At 56.4% G+C, this 21,314-nt stretch carries 18 protein-coding genes; 9 read left to right on the top strand and 9 right to left on the bottom strand.

Going from position 1 to position 21,314, the window contains the following annotated elements:
- Together AX755_RS24455 and AX755_RS10240 are read left to right on the top strand one after the other, a co-directional pair.
- Positions 1-69: IS1 family transposase (locus AX755_RS24455; RefSeq protein WP_071607219.1), on the top strand; the 69-nt coding region annotated here is incomplete at its 5' end.
- A gap of 9 nt (positions 70-78) precedes the next feature.
- Positions 79-2,253: an EAL domain-containing protein gene (locus AX755_RS10240; RefSeq protein WP_331710274.1), complete on the top strand. Its 2,175-nt coding sequence runs from the start codon at positions 79-81 to the stop codon at positions 2,251-2,253.
- Positions 2,254-2,257: 4 nt separating this feature from the next.
- Here AX755_RS10240 and ppx read toward each other — a convergent pair whose 3' ends face one another.
- From ppx to purM, 4 genes are all read right to left on the bottom strand, one after another.
- A complete protein-coding gene (ppx, locus tag AX755_RS10245) occupies positions 2,258-3,796 on the bottom strand; it encodes an exopolyphosphatase (RefSeq protein WP_044157876.1) in 1,539 nt (512 codons plus the stop codon).
- Positions 3,797-3,799: 3 nt separating this feature from the next.
- On the bottom strand, positions 3,800-5,860 hold the full coding sequence (ppk1, locus tag AX755_RS10250) for a polyphosphate kinase 1 (RefSeq protein ID WP_013098243.1): 2,061 nt from the start codon (positions 5,858-5,860) through the stop codon (positions 3,800-3,802).
- Positions 5,861-6,066: 206 nt separating this feature from the next.
- On the bottom strand, positions 6,067-6,708 hold the full coding sequence (gene purN, locus AX755_RS10255) for a phosphoribosylglycinamide formyltransferase (protein ID WP_062856715.1): 642 nt from the start codon (positions 6,706-6,708) through the stop codon (positions 6,067-6,069).
- Entirely contained in the window at positions 6,705-7,742 is a 1,038-nt protein-coding gene (purM, locus tag AX755_RS10260) for a phosphoribosylformylglycinamidine cyclo-ligase (RefSeq protein ID WP_062856716.1), read from the bottom strand. The genes purN and purM overlap by 4 nt, the downstream gene beginning before the upstream one ends.
- Before the next feature lie 247 nt (positions 7,743-7,989).
- Between purM and bglK the strand changes: the two genes are divergently transcribed.
- The 5 genes from bglK to AX755_RS10285 all read left to right on the top strand — a co-directional run bounded on the left by bglK (position 7,990) and on the right by AX755_RS10285 (position 13,351).
- The gene (gene bglK, locus AX755_RS10265) at positions 7,990-8,883 is read left to right on the top strand and encodes a beta-glucoside kinase BglK (RefSeq protein ID WP_062856717.1); all 894 of its coding nucleotides are present in this window, start codon (positions 7,990-7,992) and stop codon (positions 8,881-8,883) included.
- A gap of 10 nt (positions 8,884-8,893) precedes the next feature.
- The gene (locus AX755_RS10270; protein ID WP_062856718.1) at positions 8,894-10,324 is read left to right on the top strand and encodes a 6-phospho-beta-glucosidase; all 1,431 of its coding nucleotides are present in this window, start codon (positions 8,894-8,896) and stop codon (positions 10,322-10,324) included.
- 227 nt (positions 10,325-10,551) lie between these two features.
- Entirely contained in the window at positions 10,552-11,178 is a 627-nt protein-coding gene (upp, locus tag AX755_RS10275; protein WP_003860560.1) for a uracil phosphoribosyltransferase, read from the top strand.
- A gap of 86 nt (positions 11,179-11,264) precedes the next feature.
- Positions 11,265-12,554 carry a uracil permease gene (uraA, locus tag AX755_RS10280; RefSeq protein WP_013098238.1) on the top strand — a complete coding sequence of 430 codons (1,290 nt, stop codon included), beginning with the start codon at positions 11,265-11,267 and terminating at the stop codon, positions 12,552-12,554.
- 95 nt (positions 12,555-12,649) lie between these two features.
- On the top strand, positions 12,650-13,351 hold the full coding sequence (locus tag AX755_RS10285) for a DnaA inactivator Hda (RefSeq protein ID WP_211944493.1): 702 nt from the start codon (positions 12,650-12,652) through the stop codon (positions 13,349-13,351).
- Positions 13,352-13,427: 76 nt separating this feature from the next.
- Here AX755_RS10285 and AX755_RS10290 read toward each other — a convergent pair whose 3' ends face one another.
- Genes AX755_RS10290 through celB form a run of 3 tightly spaced genes read right to left on the bottom strand, consistent with a single transcriptional unit; the run spans position 13,428 to position 17,128 of the window.
- Complete coding sequence (locus AX755_RS10290) at positions 13,428-14,849, bottom strand: leucyl aminopeptidase family protein (protein ID WP_062856719.1); 1,422 nt, start codon at positions 14,847-14,849, stop codon at positions 13,428-13,430.
- 2 nt (positions 14,850-14,851) lie between these two features.
- Complete coding sequence (locus tag AX755_RS10295; protein ID WP_062856720.1) at positions 14,852-15,805, bottom strand: N(4)-(beta-N-acetylglucosaminyl)-L-asparaginase; 954 nt, start codon at positions 15,803-15,805, stop codon at positions 14,852-14,854.
- A gap of 3 nt (positions 15,806-15,808) precedes the next feature.
- Entirely contained in the window at positions 15,809-17,128 is a 1,320-nt protein-coding gene (gene celB / locus AX755_RS10300) for a PTS cellobiose transporter subunit IIC (protein WP_062856721.1), read from the bottom strand.
- Positions 17,129-17,275: 147 nt separating this feature from the next.
- On the opposite strand from celB, the gene AX755_RS10305 reads away from it, so the two are divergent.
- On the top strand, positions 17,276-18,100 hold the full coding sequence (locus AX755_RS10305; RefSeq protein WP_062856722.1) for a hypothetical protein: 825 nt from the start codon (positions 17,276-17,278) through the stop codon (positions 18,098-18,100).
- Here the strand turns inward: AX755_RS10305 and arsC are convergent.
- Complete coding sequence (arsC, locus tag AX755_RS10310) at positions 18,097-18,453, bottom strand: arsenate reductase (glutaredoxin) (protein WP_013098232.1); 357 nt, start codon at positions 18,451-18,453, stop codon at positions 18,097-18,099. The two genes, AX755_RS10305 and arsC, sit on opposite strands and share 4 nt — an antisense overlap.
- 13 nt (positions 18,454-18,466) lie before the next feature.
- Positions 18,467-19,930: a beta-barrel assembly-enhancing protease gene (gene bepA, locus AX755_RS10315; protein ID WP_013098231.1), complete on the bottom strand. Its 1,464-nt coding sequence runs from the start codon at positions 19,928-19,930 to the stop codon at positions 18,467-18,469.
- Positions 19,931-20,151: 221 nt separating this feature from the next.
- On the opposite strand from bepA, the gene AX755_RS10320 reads away from it, so the two are divergent.
- On the top strand, positions 20,152-21,216 hold the full coding sequence (locus tag AX755_RS10320) for an AI-2E family transporter (protein ID WP_013098230.1): 1,065 nt from the start codon (positions 20,152-20,154) through the stop codon (positions 21,214-21,216).
- Positions 21,217-21,314 lie beyond the last annotated feature (98 nt).

Here is a 21,314-nt window from a genome sequence, read left to right on the forward strand (position 1 = left end):
TTCTCAAAATCGGTGGAGCTGCATGACAAAGTCATCGGGCATTATCTGAACATAAAACACTATCAGTAAGTTGGAGTCATTACCTTGCTGCCCGTGCTGAGCGCGGCCAATACCCTGACGCAACTGGGCGACGGCATTGTGGCACTCTATTATCTGCCGCTCTTTTTCCTGCTCACCTTAATGCTGTTTTTCGGCGTTGGGGCTATTCCCGGAATAGTGCTGTCGCTGTTTATTCGCTATTACCCGCAAGTTGGGCTGTTTGAAACCGTTGCCGGGATCTTCCATTTTATTATTCCCTTAGTGCTGAGTTGGGGCGGTTATCGCGTCTTTGCCCCCAGACGCAATATGACGGCTTACGGCGATATACGGCTGATGGCGCAGCGCATTTTCTGGCAGGTGTTATGTCCGGCAACGCTGTTTCTGGTGCTGTTTCAGTTTGCGGTTTATCTGGGCGTGTATGAGAGTCGCCAGAGCCTGGCGGGGCTGAACCCGCTTAATATTCACACGCTGATCAACTATCAGGCGCTGCTGGTCAGCGGCTTAACGGGCGTACCGCTGAGTTACCTGATAATCCGGCTGATTCGCCATCCGCGTTACTTCAGGGCATTGATTTCTCAGAGTCGCGCACAGATCGATAAAAAGGTGACGTTCATCGAGTTTCTGGTCTGGTTGATCATACTGGGCGGGTTGCTGCTGTTGCTGCTGATACCAATGAATGAGAACAGCTCTATCTTCACCACTAACTACACGCTGTCGCTCCTGATGCCGGTGATGCTCTGGGGCGCGATGCGCTTTGGTTACAGGCTGACATCCCTCATCTGGACGCCGGTCCTGCTGGTCTCTATTCACTATTTTTACCGTTATATCCCTGTGAATCAGGGCTACGACATTCAACTGGCGATCACCTCTTCCAGCTACCTGGTCTTCTCGTTTGTGGTGGTCTACATGTCGATGCTGTCGACCCGCCAGCGTGCCGTGAATAAGCGCTCCCGCAGGCTGGCGCTCCTCGACCCGGTTGTCCATATGCCTAACCTGCGGGCGTTGTTACGCGATCTGGCCCGGAACCCGTGGTCGGCGCTCTGTTTACTGCGTATTCCTGAACTGGAAGTGCTGGGCCGAAATTATGGCGTATTGCTGCGAATTTTATACAAACAGCAGCTGGCACAGTGGGTTAATGGCACACTCCAGCCCAATGAGCGGGTGTATCACCTTACCGGGTATGATCTGGCGGTGCGACTCAACGCGGAATCGCACCAGCAGCGAATCGAGACCCTGGATGAGCATATCAAACAGTTCCGTTTTATCTGGGATGGCATGCCGCTACAGCCGCAGGTGGGCTTGAGTTACTGCTATGTGCGCTCACCCGTGAACCATCTCTATCTGGTGCTGGGGGAGTTAGGGGTTATTGCCGATCTGTCGCTCTCAACCAACCACCCGGAAAACCTTCAGCAGCGTGGTGCTGTCCATCTGCAGCGCAGCCTGAAGGATAAAATCGCGATGATGAGCCGCCTGCAAAAGGCGCTCGACAACAACGAATTCACCCTGCTGGCGCAGCCCGTTCGTGGCCTGCGTGGCGATCGCTATCATGAAGTGCTGCTGCGGATGCCGGATGCGGACGGCGCATTGCTTACCCCCGATCGGTTCCTGCCCGTCGCTCAGGAGTTTGGCCTGTCGTCGCGGGTCGATTTGTGGGTGCTGGAGCGCACGCTGCGCTTCCTGGCCGAACACCGTGACAGGCTGCCCGGCCAGCGCTTTGCCATTAATCTTGCGCCCTCAACCGTTTGTCGGGTTCAGTTCCCGCTGGAGGTGAGCCGTCTGCTGAATAAATACGCCGTGGAGGCGTGGCAGTTGATCTTCGAGGTGACCGAGTGCAGTACCTTCGGCAGCGCGGAGCAGGCGATGCATACCCTCCGGCAGCTACAAAAAATGGGCGTACGCATTGCGATAGATGATTTTGGTACCGGCTATGCAAGCTATGCGCGGCTGAAAAGCGTGGACGCAGACATCCTCAAGATTGACGGCAGCTTTATTCGCAATATCGTCAGCAACAGCCTGGATTACCAGATTGTGGCCTCTATTTGCCATTTAGCGCGAATGAAAAAGATGCTGGTGGTTGCGGAATATGTGGAGACCGAAGAGATACGTAGCGCGGTTCACGCGCTCGGTATCGACTATGTGCAGGGCTATCTGATAGGTCGGCCGGAGGCACTTGAGTCACTGCTGGAGGCAGAGGCGTCCTTGACGGACGCCTGAGCCGTTACGCCGCGACGTCGGCGCTCTCTTCTTCGATTTTGAGCAGCCAGCCGGTGACCGCTTCCCAGTACTGCTGCTCTTTTTCCAGATCCAGCAGAACCAGCGCATTCTGGCTAAACCAGTCGTGCGGGAAGCTCAGCGTCCAGTGATGGTCATCCGTTTTGAGTTTCAGCGTGGGCGGCGTGGTTGTGGCCTGACGCTGGTTATTCAGCAGCACGCCCAGACGCAGCAGCTGAATCATCGGCAGGAACTGCTTTTTCTTGAACAGCGTGAAGCGCGGCAGATCGTCGAGCTTAATGGCTTTGCGATGATAGCGCACCAGCGTCGCCATCATGGTTTGCTGCTCCTGGTTGAAGCCCGGCAAATCGCTGTTTTGCAGAATGTAGGCGGAATGACGGTGCATGCCGCTGTGGTTGATGTTCAGGCCCACTTCGTGCAGCATCGCGGCCCATTTCAGCAGGGCGGCAAGCTGCGGATGGGCAAGCTTCGGATTCTGCTCCTGCCACTGATCGTACATCTGAACGGTCGTTTCCAGCACCCGCTTCGCCTGTTCGCGGTCGATGTTGTACTGGTTTGCCAGGCTTTGCGCGGTACGGCTGCGAATATCCTGATGGCGGAAGCGGCCTTCCATCTCATACAGCACGCCTTCACGCAGCGCGCCGTCAGAGAGACGCAGCTCTTTAATTGCCAGCGCATCGAATACGCCGCACAGGATAGCCAGCCCCGGTACAAACACCGCTTTACGCTCATCCGAAAGACCCGGCAGGCTTAACGCGTCGAAACTTTTATGTTTCAGCACCTCTTCGGTCAGCAACGTCAGGCGTTCGGGGGTGATAAAACCGTCTTTTTCACCCATCGCCAGCAGCACTTCATGGGCCGCTTTGATGGTGCCCGAGGCCCCCAGCGCGACGTTCCAGCCCTGGATACGGTACTGCCAGGCCAGATTTTCCAGCTTCTGAACGGCGGCCATGCGCGCCCGCTGGAAGTTTTCCCGCGAAATCGCGCCGCCCGGGAAATACATCTGCGCAAAGCTGACGCAGCCCATACGGCGGCTTTCCACCAGACGCGGTTCAAAGTCTTCGCCAATGACCAGCTCTGTGGAGCCGCCGCCGATATCAATCACCAGCTTGCGGCCTTTTTCCGGCTGCGTGTGCTCAACGCCCATAAAAATCAGACGCGCCTCTTCGTTACCGGAGATGATCTCAATGGGGTAGGGGATCACTTTTTCCGCACGCTTGAGGAATTCAGGGGCATTCAGCGCCTGGCGCAGGGTATGCGTTCCCACAATGCAGACGCTGGAGGGTGAGAAGCCCTGCAGGCGTTCAGCAAACAGCGACAGGCAGTTCAGGCCGCGCTCCATCGCCTCTTCGCTGAGCATGCTGCGTTCATCAAGACCATCTGCCAGGTGTACGCGCTGCTTCAGACGACCGATGATCTGCAGCGCGCCATCCACCTCACGGGCGATGACCATGTGGAAACTGTTAGAACCAAGGTCGACCGCGGCGAATTCCTGTGGTCGTGGGGTCTTATCATTTATCGGCATAGGTTAATCGGGTTGCTCGAGTGATTTGATATAGTCGTAAATCGCCAGTTGCGACCGCACTTTGCGGCGGTTGCCGCGCGGTACATAGCGGTTACTGAGTTCTTTGTCGATATAGCGCGCTTTCACCGTGTCGCTAAACAGAATCTCGATAATGTCGAGAATACGCTGTTTCAGGCGCGGATCCAGCAGCGGCGCTGCGACTTCAATTCGATAATCAATATTGCGCGTCATCCAGTCTGCCGAAGAGAGATAGACCTGTTTATCTCCCGCATTATCGAAAATATAGACCCGATCGTGCTCCAGGTAGCGGTCGACAATGCTGATGACGCGAATATTATCGCTGATACCTTCCAGTTCCGGGATGAGGGAGCACATGCCGCGGATCAGCAGGTTAACCGGAACGCCGGAGCTGGACGCCGCATAGAGTCTGTCCACGAGACCTTTGTCGACCAGATTGTTGAGCTTCAGCGTGATGCCGGACGACAAGCCTTTCTGGGCGTTGGCAATTTCTTTGTCGATCATATCGTACAGCAGGCGGCGCGAGTTCTGCGGTGACACCAGCAGATAATCGAAGCTCACCGGGCGGTACGGGTTCTCAATAAAGTTGAACACCCGACGCACCTCGTTGGTGATGCGCGCGTCGGCGGTCAGCAGCGAGTAGTCGGTATAAATTCGTGCGGTTTTCTCGTTAAAGTTCCCGGTACCGATGTGGGCATAGCGCACCACGTCGTCACCCTCTTTACGGGAGATAAGGAACAGCTTGGCGTGAATTTTCAGCCCCGGGGCGGAGAAGATAACGTGTACACCTGCTTCCGTCAGACGGCGCGCCCAGTGGATATTGGCCTCTTCGTCGAAACGTGCCTGCAGCTCAACCACCACGGTTACTTTTTTGCCGTTGTGCGCGGCGTGGATCATCGCGTCGATGATGCGGGAGTCTTTCGCCACGCGGTAAATATTGATTTTGATTGCCAGCACGCTCGGGTCAAAGGAGGCCTGACGCAGCAGCTCCAGCACGTGTTCAAACGTGTGATACGGATAGTAGAGCAGGACGTCGCGTTCGCGGATGGCATCGAAACCGTTACGGAACTTATCGAACCAGAGATGACGCAGGCGCGGCAGCGGTTTATTCACCAGATTGGCTTTGCCGACGTTCGGGAAGCCAATAAAGTCTTTAAAGTTATGGTAACGACCGCCCGGCACGATGGAGTCATAGCGCGAGATAGTCAGCTTGTCGCGCAGCATTTCCACCATCGCGTCTGGCATATCACGCTGATAGACAAAGCGCACCGGTTCGGCCGTCAGACGCTGCTTGAGGCTGGAGGACATCAGCTCCATCAGGCTGGCTTCCATCTCGTGCACCAGGTCATATTCGGCGTCACGGGTCATCTTCATCGAGTAGGCGTTTAACGCGTCGTAATCGAAGAAGCCTTTGAAGATATCGTCCAGACAGTAGCGCAGGATGTTATCCAGCAGGATCATCGGTTTGCGTCTGCGCGGGGTTTCCGGCGGCAGGTTCACAAAACGTGGCACCTTGTCGGACGGGATCTCCAGCAGCGCGTAACGGATGGATTCACCGCGAATAATTTCCACCGCCAGGTAGGTGTAGTCATCTTTCAGGAACTGCACCAGATCGGTTTCGCGGTTGATCAGAATAGGGGTGATGTGCTGGCGCAGATACTGTTTAAAGTAGTGGCGCAGCCAGTTTTGTTGGTTAACGGAGAGCTGACGTTCGTTAATCAGGAAGATTTGATTGCGTGCCATCTCCAGCAGCAACTCGTTATAGAGGCCGTCAAATTCCTGATCGGCTTTCAACACGCGGGACTGAATTTTGCCTAACAGATGGCGAGAGTGAGAGTTTAAGCCCTGCTCTTCGCTGATGATGATCCGCCGTTTCAGCTCGGCAAAGCGAACCTTGTAGAACTCATCAAGGTTGTTGGAATAAATGCCCAAAAAACGCATGCGCTCAATAAGCGGGTTGCTTTTGTCCGCCGCTTCCTGGAGTACGCGTTCGTTGAATGCTAACCAGCTTAGCTCTTTCTCGATATATAACTTTTCCTGACCCATTACAGCTCACACTCCAGTTCAATCACAGGACGTGGTAAATCCGTCTCGTCCTTATTATGGCGAGCATTTCCACGATATGTCCAACAGTGCCAGAAAAGTATGACAGTTATTTTTTTGTTGGAGATTTTAGAAGGTTGGAGAAGGGAATATCGGGTAATGCGCTTTGTTGGTCGGGTAAGCGCTGCTGCGCCACCCGACAGAACAGACTACTCTTCGGCCGCGTAACCCTGCGGGGGCAGTTTCACGCCATCCAGCCAGGCAGCCCCGTCGTGCATCGCCAGACGCCCGTCGACAAACCAGCTGACCACCAGTGGATAAATGGCATGTTCCTGGCTCTGCACGCGTTCGGTGATGTCGTCTTCGGTGTCGCCGTCAAAGACCGGGACTTTCGCCTGCAGGATCACCGGTCCGCCGTCCAGCTCATCGGTCACGAAATGCACCGAGGTCCCGTGCTCTTGATCGCCGTTTTCCAGCACCTGACGATGGGTGTGCAGGCCGGGATATTTCGGCAGAAGCGAAGGGTGGATATTCAGCAGACGCCCGGCGTAGTGCCCGACAAACGCCGGGCTCAGGATACGCATATACCCCGCCAGCACCACAACGTCCGGCGCGTAGGCATCAATCTCCTGAACCAGTTCGCGGTCAAACGCTTCACGGCCGGCGAACTGACTGGCCTCCAGCGCGTGCGCGGGAATGTTTGCTTCCCGGGCGCGCTCAAGGCCGAACGCGTCGGCCTTGTTGCTGAATACTGCCCGAATGGTGCCATTGATTTTCTTCTGTTTGCAGGCGTCAATGATGGCCTGCAAATTGCTTCCGTTGCCGGAAATGAGCACCACGATGTTTTTCATTCAATGACCACACGCTGTTCGGAATCGGAAGCTTTGATAATACCGATTTTCCACGCGTTTTCACCTTTGTCCGTCAGCAGCTTAACGGCTTTATCCGCTTCGCTCGCTGGCAGGGCGATCACCATACCTACGCCACAGTTAAAGGTGCGGTACATTTCGTGAGAACTCACGTTGCCCGCGGTTTGCAGCCAGTTAAAGACCGCTGGCCACTGCCAGGACGATTCGTCGATTACCGCCTGGGTGTTGTCCGGCAGTACGCGCGGAATGTTTTCCCAGAAGCCGCCACCGGTCAGGTGGGCAATGGCGTGAACATCAACGTTCTCAATCAGCTCCAGCACGTTTTTCACGTAGATGCGGGTCGGTGCCAGCAGATGGTCAGCCAGAGGTTTACCTTCAAGTTCGGTGGTTTGTGGGTCGCAACCGCTTACTTCGAGGATTTTACGCACCAGCGAGTAGCCGTTAGAGTGCGGGCCGCTGGAGGCCAGCGCAATCAGCACATCACCATCAGCCACTTTACTGCCGTCGATAATTTCTGATTTTTCTACCACACCCACGCAGAAGCCTGCGACGTCATAATCTTCGCCGTGATACATGCCAGGCATTTCCGCGGTTTCACCGCCAACCAGCGCGCAGCCAGACTGCAGACAGCCTTCGGCAATACCGTTGATCACGCTGGCTGCGGTATCCACATCCAGTTTGCCTGTCGCGTAGTAGTCGAGGAAGAACAGCGGCTCAGCGCCTTGTACCACCAGGTCGTTTACACACATCGCGACCAGATCGATACCGATCGTGTCGTGACGTTTAAAATCCATCGCCAGGCGCAGTTTTGTGCCTACACCGTCAGTACCCGAGACCAGAACAGGTTCACGATATTTTTGCGGCAGCGCGCACAGTGCGCCGAAGCCACCCAGACCACCCATCACTTCCGGGCGGCGGGTTTTTTTCACCACACCTTTGATTCGGTCAACCAGCGCATTACCTGCGTCAATATCAACACCGGCATCTTTGTAGCTGAGAGAAGTTTTGTTGGTCACGGCTCAAGTCCCCACGCGATTGCATAGCTAGTAAGAAAAATCGGCGCAATTCTAACAGTCCAGGCAAACGTTTGCGAGCCTATTCTCGGCGCGAGGATCTTTTTTTCTGCTCCGCCCCCGGCGGCGCGCAAACTTGACTCCGTTCACGAAAATGAAACCGGTTTCGGCGATCTGCTTGCATGCGGTTTAGGGAATGAACATCATGAAATGAAACCGGTTTCAGTTTCATTTAGGAGGAATGAAGGCCATGAACATCGCCGCATTTGATATCGGTGGCACCGCGTTAAAAATGGGCATTGCGACAGCGCAGGGAGAGCTACTGCAAACGGATAAGGCCGCCATCAGGAACAGCGACGGTGACGCCATTCTTGCGCAGATGCTGAACTGGGTAACGACCCATCCCGGGCTTGAGGGGATCGCCATCAGCGCGCCGGGGTATGTTAATCCGCATACCGGTTTTATTGAGATGGGCGGGGCCATTCGCCGCTTCGACCAGTTCGCAATGAAAGGCTGGCTTGAGGCGAAAACGGGTTTACCGGTTACCGTCGAGAATGACGCTAACTGCGTGCTGCTGGCGGAGCGCTGGCAGGGTAAGGCGAAAGATATCGATAACTTTCTGGTACTGACCATCGGCACCGGGATCGGCGGAGCAATTTTCTGCAACGGCAGGCTGGTTCACGGGGCGCGTTTTCGCGCCGGAGAGTTCGGCTACATGCTCACGGAAAGGGCAGACTCAAGACGCGTTGCCCGCCACTCCATGAATGAAAACTGTACGTTACGCACGCTTCGCAAGCGCTATGCCGACTTTCACGGTCTGACGCTTGAGAGCGTCACCGGCGAGGCCATTTTTGATGGCTATGACGCAGGCGACACCGTATGCCGCCGCCTGGTGGATGATTTTCTTAACGGCATTGCGACAGGGCTCTACAACCTGGCGAATGTGTTCGACCCGCAGACCATCTTCATTGGCGGCGGTATCGTGGAGCGGCCCGGGTTTATGGATCTGCTTCGCACCCATCTTGCGTGGTTTGGCATCGCGGATATCGCCGATGTCGTCAGCCACGGCAACCGGGCCGGTCTTGTCGGCGCGGTTTACCACTTCAGACAGCAGTATCCGTCAGCAATCAGCAACATCGAATGAGGGAAAGAGTATGTCAGGATTTAAAGAAGGTTTTCTGTGGGGCGGCGCGGTGGCCGCGCACCAGTTGGAAGGTGGCTGGAAAGAGGGCGGTAAAGGCGTAAGCGTCGCCGATGTTATGACCGCTGGCGCCCACGGCGTGCCGCGTGAAATCACCGACGGCGTGCTGCCAGGAAAAAATTACCCGAACCACGAAGCCATCGATTTTTACCATCGCTATAAAGAAGACATCAAACTCTTTGCGGAGATGGGGTTCAAATGCTTCCGTACCTCCATTGCCTGGACGCGTATTTTCCCGAAAGGGGATGAGCTGGAGCCGAACGAAGCGGGCCTTCAATTCTACGATGACCTGTTCGATGAGTGCCTCAAATACGGCATCGAACCGGTTATCACCCTGTCGCATTTTGAGATGCCGTATCATCTGGTCACCGAGTACGGCGGCTGGCGCAACCGTAAGCTGATCGACTTCTTTGTCCGCTTCGCAAAAGCGGTCTTCCAGCGCTATCAGCATAAGGTGAAGTACTGGATGACCTTTAACGAGATCAACAACCAGGCTAACTTCCACGAAGATTTTGCGCCGTTTACCAACTCCGGGCTGAAGTATGCGCCGGGTGAAGACCGTGAGCCAGTGATGTTCCAGGCCGCGCACTATGAGCTGGTGGCCAGCGCGCTGGCGGTAAAAGCCGGGCGCGAGATTAATCCTTCCCTGCAGATCGGCTGCATGATTGCCATGTGCCCTATTTATCCGCTGACCTGCGCGCCTGACGACATCATGATGGCGATGAACGCGATGCATCGTCGCTACTGGTTCACCGACGTTCACGTGCGCGGCAAGTATCCGCAGCATCTGCTTAACTACTTTGCGCGTCGTGGTTTCACGCTGGACATTACCGAAGAAGACAAAGCGGCGCTGAAGCAGGGCTGCGTGGATTACATCGGCTTTAGCTATTACATGTCCTTCGCCACCAAAGCGACGGCGGATAACCCGGAACTGGATTACGATGAAAGCAAGAGCCTGGTCTCCAACCCGTACGTGCAGAAATCTGACTGGGGTTGGCAGATTGACCCGGTTGGCCTGCGCTACTCTCTGAACTGGTTCTGGGATCACTACCAGCTGCCGCTGTTCATCGTTGAGAACGGCTTCGGCGCGATTGACGTGCAGGAGAGCGACGGCACGGTGAACGACCAGTACCGCATTGATTATCTCTCGGCGCACATCCGCGAGATGAAAAAAGCGGTGGTGGAAGATGGCGTGGATCTGATGGGCTACACCCCGTGGGGCTGTATCGATCTCGTTTCTGCCGGCACCGGCGAGATGAAGAAACGCTACGGGTTTATCTTTGTTGATAAAGACAATGAAGGGAACGGCACGCTGAACCGCAGCAAGAAAAAGTCGTTTGACTGGTATAAGCAGGTGATTGCGAGCAACGGCGACAACCTGTAATTGTCGGGTGGCGCTTACGCTTACCCGACCTACACTACACGTAGGCCCGCGTAAGCGCAGCGCCACCGGGCAGAACCCCGCACCCAAGCCGGAGTCTCGCCTCCGGTTTTTTTGTCTCTAAATCACTTTGCTTGATATACGTCAAGCAAGATGGGTATGGCCTAATCCGAAAAAAGCGGTATAATCCCGCGATTTTTTTGCGGACGCCACCTCAGAGGAGAAAGAGAATGAAGATTGTGGAAGTGAAACACCCACTCGTTAAACACAAGTTGGGCCTGATGCGTGAGCATGACATCAGCACGAAGCGTTTTCGCGAACTGGCATCTGAAGTCGGCAGCCTGCTGACCTACGAAGCGACCTCTGACCTCGAAACGGAAAAAGTGACCATCGAAGGCTGGAACGGCCCGGTGCAGGTTGAGCAGATCAAAGGTAAGAAAATTACCGTGGTGCCAATCCTGCGTGCTGGTCTTGGCATGATGGAAGGCGTGCTGGAGCACGTACCGAGCGCGCGTATCAGCGTGGTGGGGATCTACCGTAATGAAGAAACCCTGGAGCCGGTTCCGTACTTCCAGAAGCTGGTGTCTAACATCGACGAGCGTATGGCGCTGGTGGTTGACCCGATGCTGGCGACCGGCGGCTCAATGATTGCCACCATCGACCTGCTGAAGAAAGCAGGCTGCAGCAGCATCAAAGTGCTGGTGCTGGTTGCGGCACCGGAAGGGATCGCGGCGCTGGAAAAAGCACACCCGGATGTGGAGCTGTACACCGCGTCTGTCGACCAGGGGCTCAACGAGCACGGGTACATCATCCCGGGGCTGGGCGATGCCGGCGATAAGATCTTTGGTACGAAATAATCGAATAACGATAAATAAGCCGACTTTGAAAGTCGGCTTTTTTTTGAATAAAACACACATAACTAACCATCTCAGAGGAAAACACTATGACGCGCCGTGCTATCGGGGTGAGTGAAAGACCGCCGCTTTTACAGACTATCCCGCTTAGTTTGCAGCACCTGTTCGCTATGTTTGGCGCAACCGTGCTGGTGCCAATCCTGTTTCACATTAACCCGGCTACCGTGCTGTTGTTCAATGGTATCGGGACGCTGCTGTACCTCTTTATCTGTAAAGGCAAAATCCCGGCGTATCTGGGGTCGAGCTTTGCCTTTATCTCGCCGGTGTTGCTGCTGCTGCCCCTGGGGTATGAAGTGGCGCTGGGCGGCTTTATCATGTGCGGCGTGCTGTTCTGCCTGGTCTCATTCATTGTGAAGAAGGCCGGTACCGGCTGGCTGGACGTGATGTTCCCACCGGCGGCGATGGGGGCCATCGTTGCCGTCATCGGTCTGGAACTGGCAGGCGTGGCGGCGAATATGGCTGGCCTGCTGCCTGCTGATGGGCAGTCGCCGGACTCCAAAACCATCATCATCTCACTGGTGACGCTGGGCGTGACGGTATTTGGCTCCGTGCTGTTCCGCGGTTTTATGGCGATTATCCCGATCCTGATCGGCGTGCTGGCGGGTTATGCACTCTCCTTCGTGATGGGTGTTGTCGATACCACGCCAATTGCTCAGGCGCACTGGTTTGCCCTGCCAACCTTCTATACGCCACGCTTTGAATGGTTTGCTATCTTCACTATTCTGCCTGCCGCGCTGGTGGTTATTGCTGAACACGTTGGCCACCTTGTGGTGACGGCGAACATCGTCAAACGTGACCTGATCCGCGACCCGGGTCTGCACCGTTCGATGTTTGCAAACGGCTTCTCGACGATCATCTCCGGTTTCTTTGGCTCCACGCCAAACACCACCTACGGTGAGAACATCGGCGTCATGGCGATCACCCGCGTTTACAGTACCTGGGTTATCGGCGGTGCGGCAATCATCGCAATCCTGCTCTCCTGCGTGGGTAAACTGGCGGCAGCGATCCAGATCATCCCGGTTCCGGTGATGGGCGGCGTGTCTCTGCTGCTGTACGGCGTAATTGGCGCATCCGGTATTCGCGTGCTGATTGAGTCCAAAGTGGACTACAGCAAAGCGCAGAACCTGATCCTGACTTCCGTTATCCTGATCATCGGCGTGAGCGGCGCGAAGGTACACATCGGCGCGGCCGAGCTGAAAGGCATGGCGCTGGCGACCATCGTTGGTGTGGGCCTGAGCCTGATTTTCAAGCTGATTTCCGTGATCCGCCCTGAAGAGGTGGTGCTGGACGCTGACGAAAGCGAAAAAGCGTCACACTGATCGTAAAACCGGGTGGACGATCCGCCCGGTTCTCTCCTGGCAGGTTCCGTGCTAAACTCCGTTCCGATTTTATGTAAGATCTGGTTGAGGTACTTCTGAACGGACCGGCACAGCTCTCTCTGCCACTCTATCTCCCTGACGACGAAACTTTCGCGAGTTTCTGGCCGGGTGATAACCCCTCTTTACTGGCTGCACTGCAGAATGTGCTGCGCCAGGATCACAGCGGATACATCTATATCTGGTCACGCGAAGGCGCGGGACGCAGTCACCTGTTGCATGCCGCCTGTGCTGAGCTTTCAGCGCGGGGAGATGCGGTAGGCTATGTACCGCTGGATAAACGTACCTGGTTTGTGCCTGACGTGCTGGAGGGAATGGAACATCTCTCCCTGGTCTGCATCGATAATATCGAATGCGTGGCGGGGGATGAGCCGTGGGAAATGGCGATCTTTAACCTCTATAACCGTATCCTGGAATCGGGCAAAACCCGGCTGCTGATCACCGGCGATCGTCCGCCGCGCCAGCTGAATCTGGGGCTGCCGGATCTGGCCTCCCGACTCGACTGGGGGCAAATCTACAAACTGCAACCGCTGTCAGATGAAGACAAACTCCAGGCGCTTCAGCTGCGCGCCAGACTGCGCGGATTTGAACTGCCGGAAGACGTAGGGCGCTTCCTGCTCAAGCGTCTGGATCGGGAAATGCGCACGCTGTTTGATACGCTCGATCAGCTCGATCGCGCCTCCATTACCGCCCAGCGCAAGCTCACCATTCCGTTTGTGAAAGATATTCTGAAGCTTTGAGTTTTTTGCCCGGTAGCGCTGCGCTTACCGGGCCTACGGGATCGAGTAGGCCGGGTAAGGCGCAGCCGCTACCCGGCTAGAGGTCTCCCATCAGGTGCTCAACCAGCAGCGGAATCGGCCTCCCTGAGGCCACGCTTCTGCCACCCTCACGCCACAGCGCCGTACCGCTAATATCCAGATGCGCCCACGGGATTGTCGGCGGGCAGAAGTGATGCAGCAGCCACGCCGCCGAGGCACTGATCGCCGCATTGTTGGGCGGCGTATTGCACAGATCGGCGATGGCGCTGTCGGTCTGCTTTTTCAGCCGCGCATCCAGTGGCAGGGACCACACTTCATCTCCGCTCTGTTTTCCTGCCTGCGTCAGCGCCTGGCGCAGTGGCTCGTCCTGGGTCATCAACCCGCTCAGCTCATATCCCAGCGCTTTGACCACCGCACCGGTCAGTGTTGCCATATCGATAATGTAGCGCGCCTGCGGATGGCGCTGGCTGGCCCAGGCGATAGCGTCTGCCAGCACCAGTCGGCCTTCGGCATCGGTATTGTTGATTTCAACCGTGGTGCCGTTGCAGGCTCTGGCTACCGTGCCAGGCTGCATGGCGTCCGGGCCGATGGCGTTTTCTGCCAGCGCCAGCACGCCCATGAGGCGCACGGGGAGCGCCAGCTCTGCAACGGTCAGCATCAGCCCCAGCACGTTCGCTGCCCCGCACATGTCATATTTCATGGTGTACATGCCCGCGCCGTCCTTGAGCCACAGGCCGCCGGTATCGAAGGTAATGCCTTTACCTACATAGCAGCGCACCGGGCCGTCAGAAATACCGTCATAGTGAATAGCCAGCAGTCGTGGCGGGCAGGAGGCGCCTTTGCCAACGGCGTGAAGCAGCCCCAGACCCTGCTCAACGATCTGCTTTTCATCCAGCACTTCACAGCGCAGGGCAGGGAAGGCCGCGCACAGCGTCTGCGCCTCCTGCACCATAAACTGCGGCGTGCAGCGGTCGGAGGGGATATCGGCCAGACGGCGTGCGGCGACCATTCCACGGCTAATGGCGAGCTGCTGGCGGAAGATAACGTCCAGCCGCGCCTGCTGTTCTGGCAGGCAGAGGGCGGTAACGTGCTCAACGCGCAAAGTGACATCGTCCGCTTTCTTCAGCTGCAGATCGCTAAGCCTGTGCGACTGATTAAAAAGAAAACGCAGGACCTGTTGCAGTACAACGTCGTCAATGTGGGTGACATCCAGGACCACGTCGGTGCTGACGGGCGTGGCCAGCAGCGGACGGAGTGCCGTAAGCAATCCTTCGGTAAGGCTATCCTGCCAGAGAGCATCCGGCACCAGCGTGATGCGTGCAAAAGGCGCACAGCCAAAACGGGTGTCGGCAACGGCATCTTGCCCGCGCATTTCCGCAATCAGTGGCGTGTCCGGTAACAGCGTAGACGAGCTGCGGGCGATGAGGTGGCCGTGTGGCTTTACGTCAGAAAGGGCGGTGATCAGCTGATACGTCATCATCATTACTCCTCAATCGGTGCGTGGATCCGTGCGGCATAGGCCTGCATCCATTCATCATCCACCGCCTGATAGTGCGTTTTTTCCCGCAGGCGTTCGGCGCGAAACACGGTCAGCGGCTGGCGTGCCGTCGCCACCACAAAGGAGAACGTTTTAATGTTGGTGGCGGCGCCAAATTCACCTTTGTTATTCATGCATACCACGGAGAGATCCCCCGCGCGGCCAAAGCGCGACATCAGCTTGTCTTCCAGCTCGAACACCACGGAATCTGCCGCCTGCTGCGGAGACATCCCCTGCGCCATGCGGCGAACAATTTCGTAGCTGGTGCAGCCTTTCATCAGATCTTCGCCCACGCCCGTGGCGGTGGCGGCGCCGGTTTCACTGTCGCAGTAGAAGCCGGAGCCGATGATCGGCGAATCGCCAAGTCGGCCGCGCTTTTTCATAAACAGGCCGCTGGTGGAGGTCGCCACGCTCATGGATCCCTGTTTGTCGAGACCGATAATCCCGACCGTGTCATGGCCATCGTAGGGGCTTAAGCCTTTATCCAGCGTCTCCCGGCAGCGCTTGCGGTAGTGCTGCATGGCCCGGTCGGTGAGCATCGTTTTGTCGGCAAAACCCTGGCTCAATGCCCACTCGCGTGCGCCCTGGCCGACCAGCAGGCTGTTATAGCGCTGGCGGCTTAACGCCTGCGCCACGCGTACCGGGTTGGCGATATCCACCAGATTTCCCACGGCGCCAAACGCCAGCGTGTCGCCGTCCATGTAGGCGGAGTCCAGTTCCACCTCGCCATTTTCGGTTGGTAGCCCGCCGTAGCCGACCGATTTATAGAACGGGAAGTCCTCGACGGCGGCAACGGCATCCACGACCGCGGCAGCCACCGGTTTCCCTGCTGCCAGCGCAGAGGCCGACTCGGTGACGCCTTCAAGCGCCATTCGCCAGGTGGCGATAATTCCCCACATGCTTTACTCCTGTTTTGCAAGGGTGGTGTCGGTTTGCGTCACGGTGGCAATCTCCGCGGCGCGGTACTGTTTATCCACGATACGCATGAATGGCAGATACAGCATGGCGCCAATCAGCAGGTTGATAAGCTGCATGATGCTGCCGCTGAGATGCCCGGTGACGATAAAACCGCTGATAACAGGCGGCAGCGTCCAGGGGATAAACACCCCGGTGGTGACGGCGACCGCACCAATTTTCATTGCCACGTACTGCACGGTGACCAGCACCAGCGGCACCAGATTGAACGGAATGAGCATGATCGGGTTCATGATCACCGGCAGGCCGAACAGAATCGGCTCGTTGATGTTAAACACCGAGGCCCCCGCGCCCAGGCGTGCCACTTCGCGCATGTTTTTACTGCGGGCAAAAATCAGCATCGCAATCACCAGCGACAGCGTGGCCCCTGCGCCGCCCATCCAGATCATGTCAAAAAACTGTTCGGTAATAATGTGCGGTGGGGTGGCGCCGGCCTGAATGGCGGCGATGTTATCGGTCTGGTTCTCCATCCACAGCGGGCGAATAATGCCGTTGATCATCGAACCGGAGTTAATGCCCACTGACCACAGAATGGTGATGCTGAATACGGTCATCAGCGCGCCAAAATAGGAAGTGCCGTAGTGGCGAACCGGGGTTGCCACCACCTCGTAAATAAACTGATGGATGGTGTTGTAATGGGTGTTTTCAAAGCCGATGCGGATCATCAGCACCAGGATCATCACCAAGAGGGCAGGGATCAGCGCCGCGAACGACTCCTGCACCGCAGGCGGCACGCCATCCGGCATTCTGATAACCAGTTTTTTGCGCTTCAGCCAGCAGAACAGCTCCGTCCAAAGCAGAGAGCCAATCATTGCCACGAATAACCCTTTACTGCCAATCCACTCTACCGGCATGACGGTGATGCCACCCTGTTCCGCCACTTTGATAAAAGGGGTCAGGATCAGAAAGGAGACCAGCGCCAGAATGCCGCAGGAGATACGGTCTTCGCCATAGTGTTCAGCCAGGCGATAGGCGACCAGGAAGCTGATAAACAGCGACATGGTCGAGAACACCGCGTTGAACGGGATTTCGATAATCGCGCTCCAGCTTTCCCCAAACGCCTGAGACATAAACTGCTGATAGGTTTGGTTGGGGAAGGAGGAGATCACCAGCAGGATAGAGCCGACGATGATAAACGGCATGAATGAAACGTAGGCACCGCGAATGGCACCAAGATGACGCTGCTGGGCCGTTTTGGCCGCCAGCGGCATCAGTTTTGCTTCAAGAAATCCCAGAACATTGTTCATTGTGAACTCCGTACAAGATTGAGAGGTATTGTTTATGTTATCTCTGGGGATTATCAGTGAAGCGCGGCGAGCGAAAGGTGAAATCGGTCACAAAGCAATCGCTGGTGTATTATAAATCTCATAAGATTAGTTCTGGAGTTTGTTGCGATGGAAATCAAACTGCACGCCAATGCGACCACGACGCCGCGCATCCGCCGTTATCTTCAACAGTCGGATAAGAGCGACAGAGAGCTGGCCGTAGAGCTGGGGATTTCGGTCACTACCGTCAGACGCTGGCGCAATCGCGACCAGGTGTCGGATAACCATACGACGCCTAAAGTGATACACAAAGCGATGAGACAAGAGCAGGTTGCGCTGGTGAATGCCCTGCGTGACATCCTGGGTGCGCCGTTGGATGACCTGCTGCTTATGGTCAACGACGTCCTGGGGATCGCTGTTTCCCGCGCCACCCTGAACCGCTATCTCAAACCGGCCGCTGCAAAGCAAAAAGGGGCCCCCTTGCAGGGGAAAAAGGCGCTGAAAGCGGGTATTACGCCCCATACGCTGGAACTGCACCATTTGCCTTTGTCGCTGCATATGGACGACGGCGGGGAGCAGCATCTGCTTTGGGCGCGAGAGCCGGTGAGCCGCTGGTGCTATGCCCGGCTTTATGCGGGACTGTCGCCTCAACGACTGAATACCTGGACGCAGGAGGTGCTGGCGGCGTGTCCGGCTGCTATACAATCTATTGAGACTTTTGGTTTTGAGGCGACGCTGGCTGTTAACAACATTGCGGTGAAGGCACATCAACGTACCTGCAGGGCACTTCAGGTGATGGTGCCCTTACGCGATATTATTCCGCGGGTGAATGTGGAACCGGCGGGGGCGCTATTGATGACCTTGTGCGAGTTTTACAACCGGGGTAAAGCGCAGAAAAAACTGGGGGAAAGTACGCCGCAGGCCTTTCTGGAAGGGCTGCGGCGCGAGGCTTAAAGAATGTCGAGCACATCTTCCGGCGGACGCCCAATGCGCGCCTTGCCGTTTGCCACCACAATCGGGCGTTCAATGAGCTTCGGGTTGTCAACCATCGCCTGCACGAGCTCAGCTTCAGTGAGACGCGGGTCGTCCAGGTTAAGTGACTTATAGAGATCCTCTTTCTGGCGCATCAACTCACGTGCACTGCCCATGCCCAGCATATGAAGGAGCTGGCGGATCGTCTGCGCGTCAGGCGGTGTCTCCAGATACAGCACTACTTCAGGCTCTACGCCGTTGGATTTCAGCAGGCTGAGGGTGTCGCGGCTCTTGGAGCAGCGAGGGTTATGGTAGATTTTTACCGCGTCAGTCATATTTTCTTCCTTTTTACATCTTTTCGTACGGCTTGAAGCGCTGCTGTAGCGCGCGCAGCTGATCGATACGCGCATCGTAACGGGCCTGTTGCAGGCTGCCAAGTTTGACCTGCGAACTGGCGCTGCTGAGCATCGAAATGGCCTGATCCAGACGCCCCACCAGGGCAAACCCTTCGGCACGTGCCGCCAGCTCCTGATCGCGGTTGCCCAGCTGGGCTTCTGCCTGAGCGAGCAGATCCCAGCCGTTTTGATCGTCTTTATTGTCGAAGGTGTAGCGGTTCAGAATGGTGGCCGCTTCACCCGGCTGGCCGCCCTGCAGATAAGCGTTCGCCAGGTTAAGCTGCAGCACCGGGTTGGTCCGCACCTCTTTGGCACCTTTCAGGCGGTTAATCGCATCGGCAGGTCTCTTCTGCCCCAGATCGATATCCGTGGAGAGGTCGAGATACCACGGGTTATTCGGGTCGGCGGCCAGCAGCGGTTGCAGCGTTTTTCGCGCTTCGTCGTATTTGCTGGCTTCCATTGCCTGCAGGGCACGGCCGTATTGCGCCGCGTTCTTCTCGCGCACGTTGCCTTTTGCCAGGGCATCCAGCAGGTCGCTGGTGAGCTGGTTACGCCCGGAATTGTACATGCCCAGCGTTCTCACTTTCGCCATGTAGAAATCCTGTGAGGATTGCACCACCACCGGACGCATCTGATTGGCACGGTTACGCGCATCGGACAGACGGCTTTCCGGTAACGGGTGGGTGAGCAGGATTTCGGGTGGACGTGACGAGTAGCGTGCCTGATCGAGCAGTTTTTCCAGGAAGCTGGGCATCGCCTGTGGGTCAAAGCCCGAGCGCTGCAACACCTGGATGCCAATGCGGTCCGCTTCCTGTTCGTTTTGCTGGGTGAAACTGATCATCCCCTGGCGCGTGCCTGCCAGCGTGCCGGTTAATGCGGCCATCCCGGCCTGCGGGCTGGCCATCGCCAGCAAAATAGAGCCCAGCGCACCCACCCAGGTCAGGGGCGCGTTGCGTTTCTGGTCTTCCATCGCACGGGCCAGATGGCGCTGGGTCACGTGGGAAATTTCGTGCGCCATGACCGACGCCAGCTGGCTTTCGTTATCGGAATAACGGAATAACGCCGAATGCAGCACCACGTTACCGCCAAAGAAGGCGAAAGCGTTGATTTCGTCGTTATTAATTAAATAGAAGTGGAAGGGGGTTTTTACCGAGTTGGCGTGCGCGACCAGGCGCATCCCCAGACCATTAATGTACTGCACCAGCAATGGGTCATTGATCAGCGGAGCACTGCCGCGCAGCTGGCGAACATAGTAATCACCCATCTGCATCTCCTGACCAATGGAGAGCGTGCTTCCTGCTGTGGTGCCCATGTCCGGCAATGAATCGGACGAATCAGCGAAAGCTGGCAACACCTGACCGACCGTTACGGCGGCAATCAGTGTCGCAACCACTGTTTTTTTCAACTGCCTGAACATAACCACTGTCCTGTATTTTGGATGTGCTAATTTGACCGATGAACCCGCATATCGTTCATCTCCACTGCCCTGCGAGTGTAGCCGTGTTGTGGCATGAAGAAAATCCCATTCATCAGGCTTTTGCGGATTGTGACAGCGATACAAAAAGCGAAAGTCTTTTTTGTGACAGTTAGATACAATTCACCTTCTGACTCCCGTCATTCGATTCAGGGAAGGGTTGTATGCTCGAAATGTTAATGCAGTGGTACCGGCGCCGGTTTAGCGACCCGGAAGCCATTGCTTTGCTGGTTATTCTGGTTGCCGGGTTCGGTATTCTGTTCTTCTTCAGCGGCCTTCTGGCACCACTGCTGGTGGCCATTGTGCTGGCCTATCTGCTGGAGTGGCCAACCGCGCGGCTGGAAAATATCGGTTGCTCCCGACGCTGGGCGACCAGCATCGTGCTGGTGCTGTTTGTTGGCATTCTGCTGTTGATGGCTTTTGTGGTCATGCCCGTTGCCTGGCAGCAGGGGATCAACCTGATCCGCGATATGCCCGGCATGTTAAATAAGCTTTCCGATTTTGCCGCCACGCTGCCGCGTCGTTATCCGGCGCTGATGGACGCGGGGATCATCGATGCGATGGCCGAAAACATGCGCGCCCGCATCATGACCATGGGCGATTCGGTGGTGAAATACTCCCTGGCGTCGCTGGTTGGGCTCCTTACGCTCGCCGTCTACCTGGTGCTGGTACCGTTGATGGTGTTCTTCCTGGTGAAGGACAAAGATCAGATGCTCAACGCCGTGCGGCGTATTCTGCCGCGTAATCGCGGGCTGGCCGGGCAGGTGTGGGAAGAGATGAACCAGCAGATCACCAACTACATTCGCGGCAAGGTGCTGGAGATGATTGTGGTTGGGGTCGCGACGTGGATTGGCTTCCTGATCTTCGGGCTTAACTACTCGCTGCTGCTGGCGGTGCTGGTGGGGCTGTCGGTCCTTATTCCGTATATTGGCGCTTTTGTGGTCACCATTCCGGTTGTTGGGGTCGCGCTGTTCCAGTTTGGCCTGGGCACCGAGTTCTGGAGTTGCTTCGCGGTGTACCTGATTATTCAGGCCCTGGATGGCAACCTGCTGGTGCCGGTGCTGTTCTCAGAGGCGGTAAATCTGCATCCGCTGGTGATTATCTTATCGGTGGTGATTTTCGGCGGGCTGTGGGGATTCTGGGGCGTGTTCTTTGCTATTCCGCTGGCGACGCTGATTAAAGCCGTCGTCCATGCATGGCCGGATGTGCCAGCGGTGGAGGAGAAGTAGTTTTTGTGCGGCCTGATGCCCTTCTCTCACGGGGGAGAGGGGGAAAACACTAAAAACGGCAACCAGGTTGCCGTTTTGCATTTATCTTGTAGGTCGGG

This window comes from Enterobacter sp. SENG-6, from assembly GCF_001605945.1.
In the GTDB taxonomy this organism is placed as follows: domain Bacteria; phylum Pseudomonadota; class Gammaproteobacteria; order Enterobacterales; family Enterobacteriaceae; genus Enterobacter; species Enterobacter cloacae.

Bases quoted from the DNA above. Each gene is read 5' to 3' on its own strand.
- ppx (WP_044157876.1), bottom strand. From the start codon at position 3,796: ATGCCGATAAATGATAAGACCCCACGACCACAGGAATTCGCCGCGGTC.
- ppk1 (WP_013098243.1), bottom strand. From the start codon at position 5,860: ATGGGTCAGGAAAAGTTATATATCGAGAAAGAGCTAAGCTGGTTAGCA.
- purN (WP_062856715.1), bottom strand. From the start codon at position 6,708: ATGAAAAACATCGTGGTGCTCATTTCCGGCAACGGAAGCAATTTGCAG.
- bglK (WP_062856717.1), top strand. From the start codon at position 7,990: ATGAACATCGCCGCATTTGATATCGGTGGCACCGCGTTAAAAATGGGC.
- AX755_RS10270 (WP_062856718.1), top strand. From the start codon at position 8,894: ATGTCAGGATTTAAAGAAGGTTTTCTGTGGGGCGGCGCGGTGGCCGCG.
- upp (WP_003860560.1), top strand. From the start codon at position 10,552: ATGAAGATTGTGGAAGTGAAACACCCACTCGTTAAACACAAGTTGGGC.
- uraA (WP_013098238.1), top strand. From the start codon at position 11,265: ATGACGCGCCGTGCTATCGGGGTGAGTGAAAGACCGCCGCTTTTACAG.
- AX755_RS10290 (WP_062856719.1), bottom strand. From the start codon at position 14,849: ATGATGACGTATCAGCTGATCACCGCCCTTTCTGACGTAAAGCCACAC.
- AX755_RS10295 (WP_062856720.1), bottom strand. From the start codon at position 15,805: ATGTGGGGAATTATCGCCACCTGGCGAATGGCGCTTGAAGGCGTCACC.
- celB (WP_062856721.1), bottom strand. From the start codon at position 17,128: ATGAACAATGTTCTGGGATTTCTTGAAGCAAAACTGATGCCGCTGGCG.
- AX755_RS10305 (WP_062856722.1), top strand. From the start codon at position 17,276: ATGGAAATCAAACTGCACGCCAATGCGACCACGACGCCGCGCATCCGC.
- arsC (WP_013098232.1), bottom strand. From the start codon at position 18,453: ATGACTGACGCGGTAAAAATCTACCATAACCCTCGCTGCTCCAAGAGC.
- bepA (WP_013098231.1), bottom strand. From the start codon at position 19,930: ATGTTCAGGCAGTTGAAAAAAACAGTGGTTGCGACACTGATTGCCGCC.
- AX755_RS10320 (WP_013098230.1), top strand. From the start codon at position 20,152: ATGCTCGAAATGTTAATGCAGTGGTACCGGCGCCGGTTTAGCGACCCG.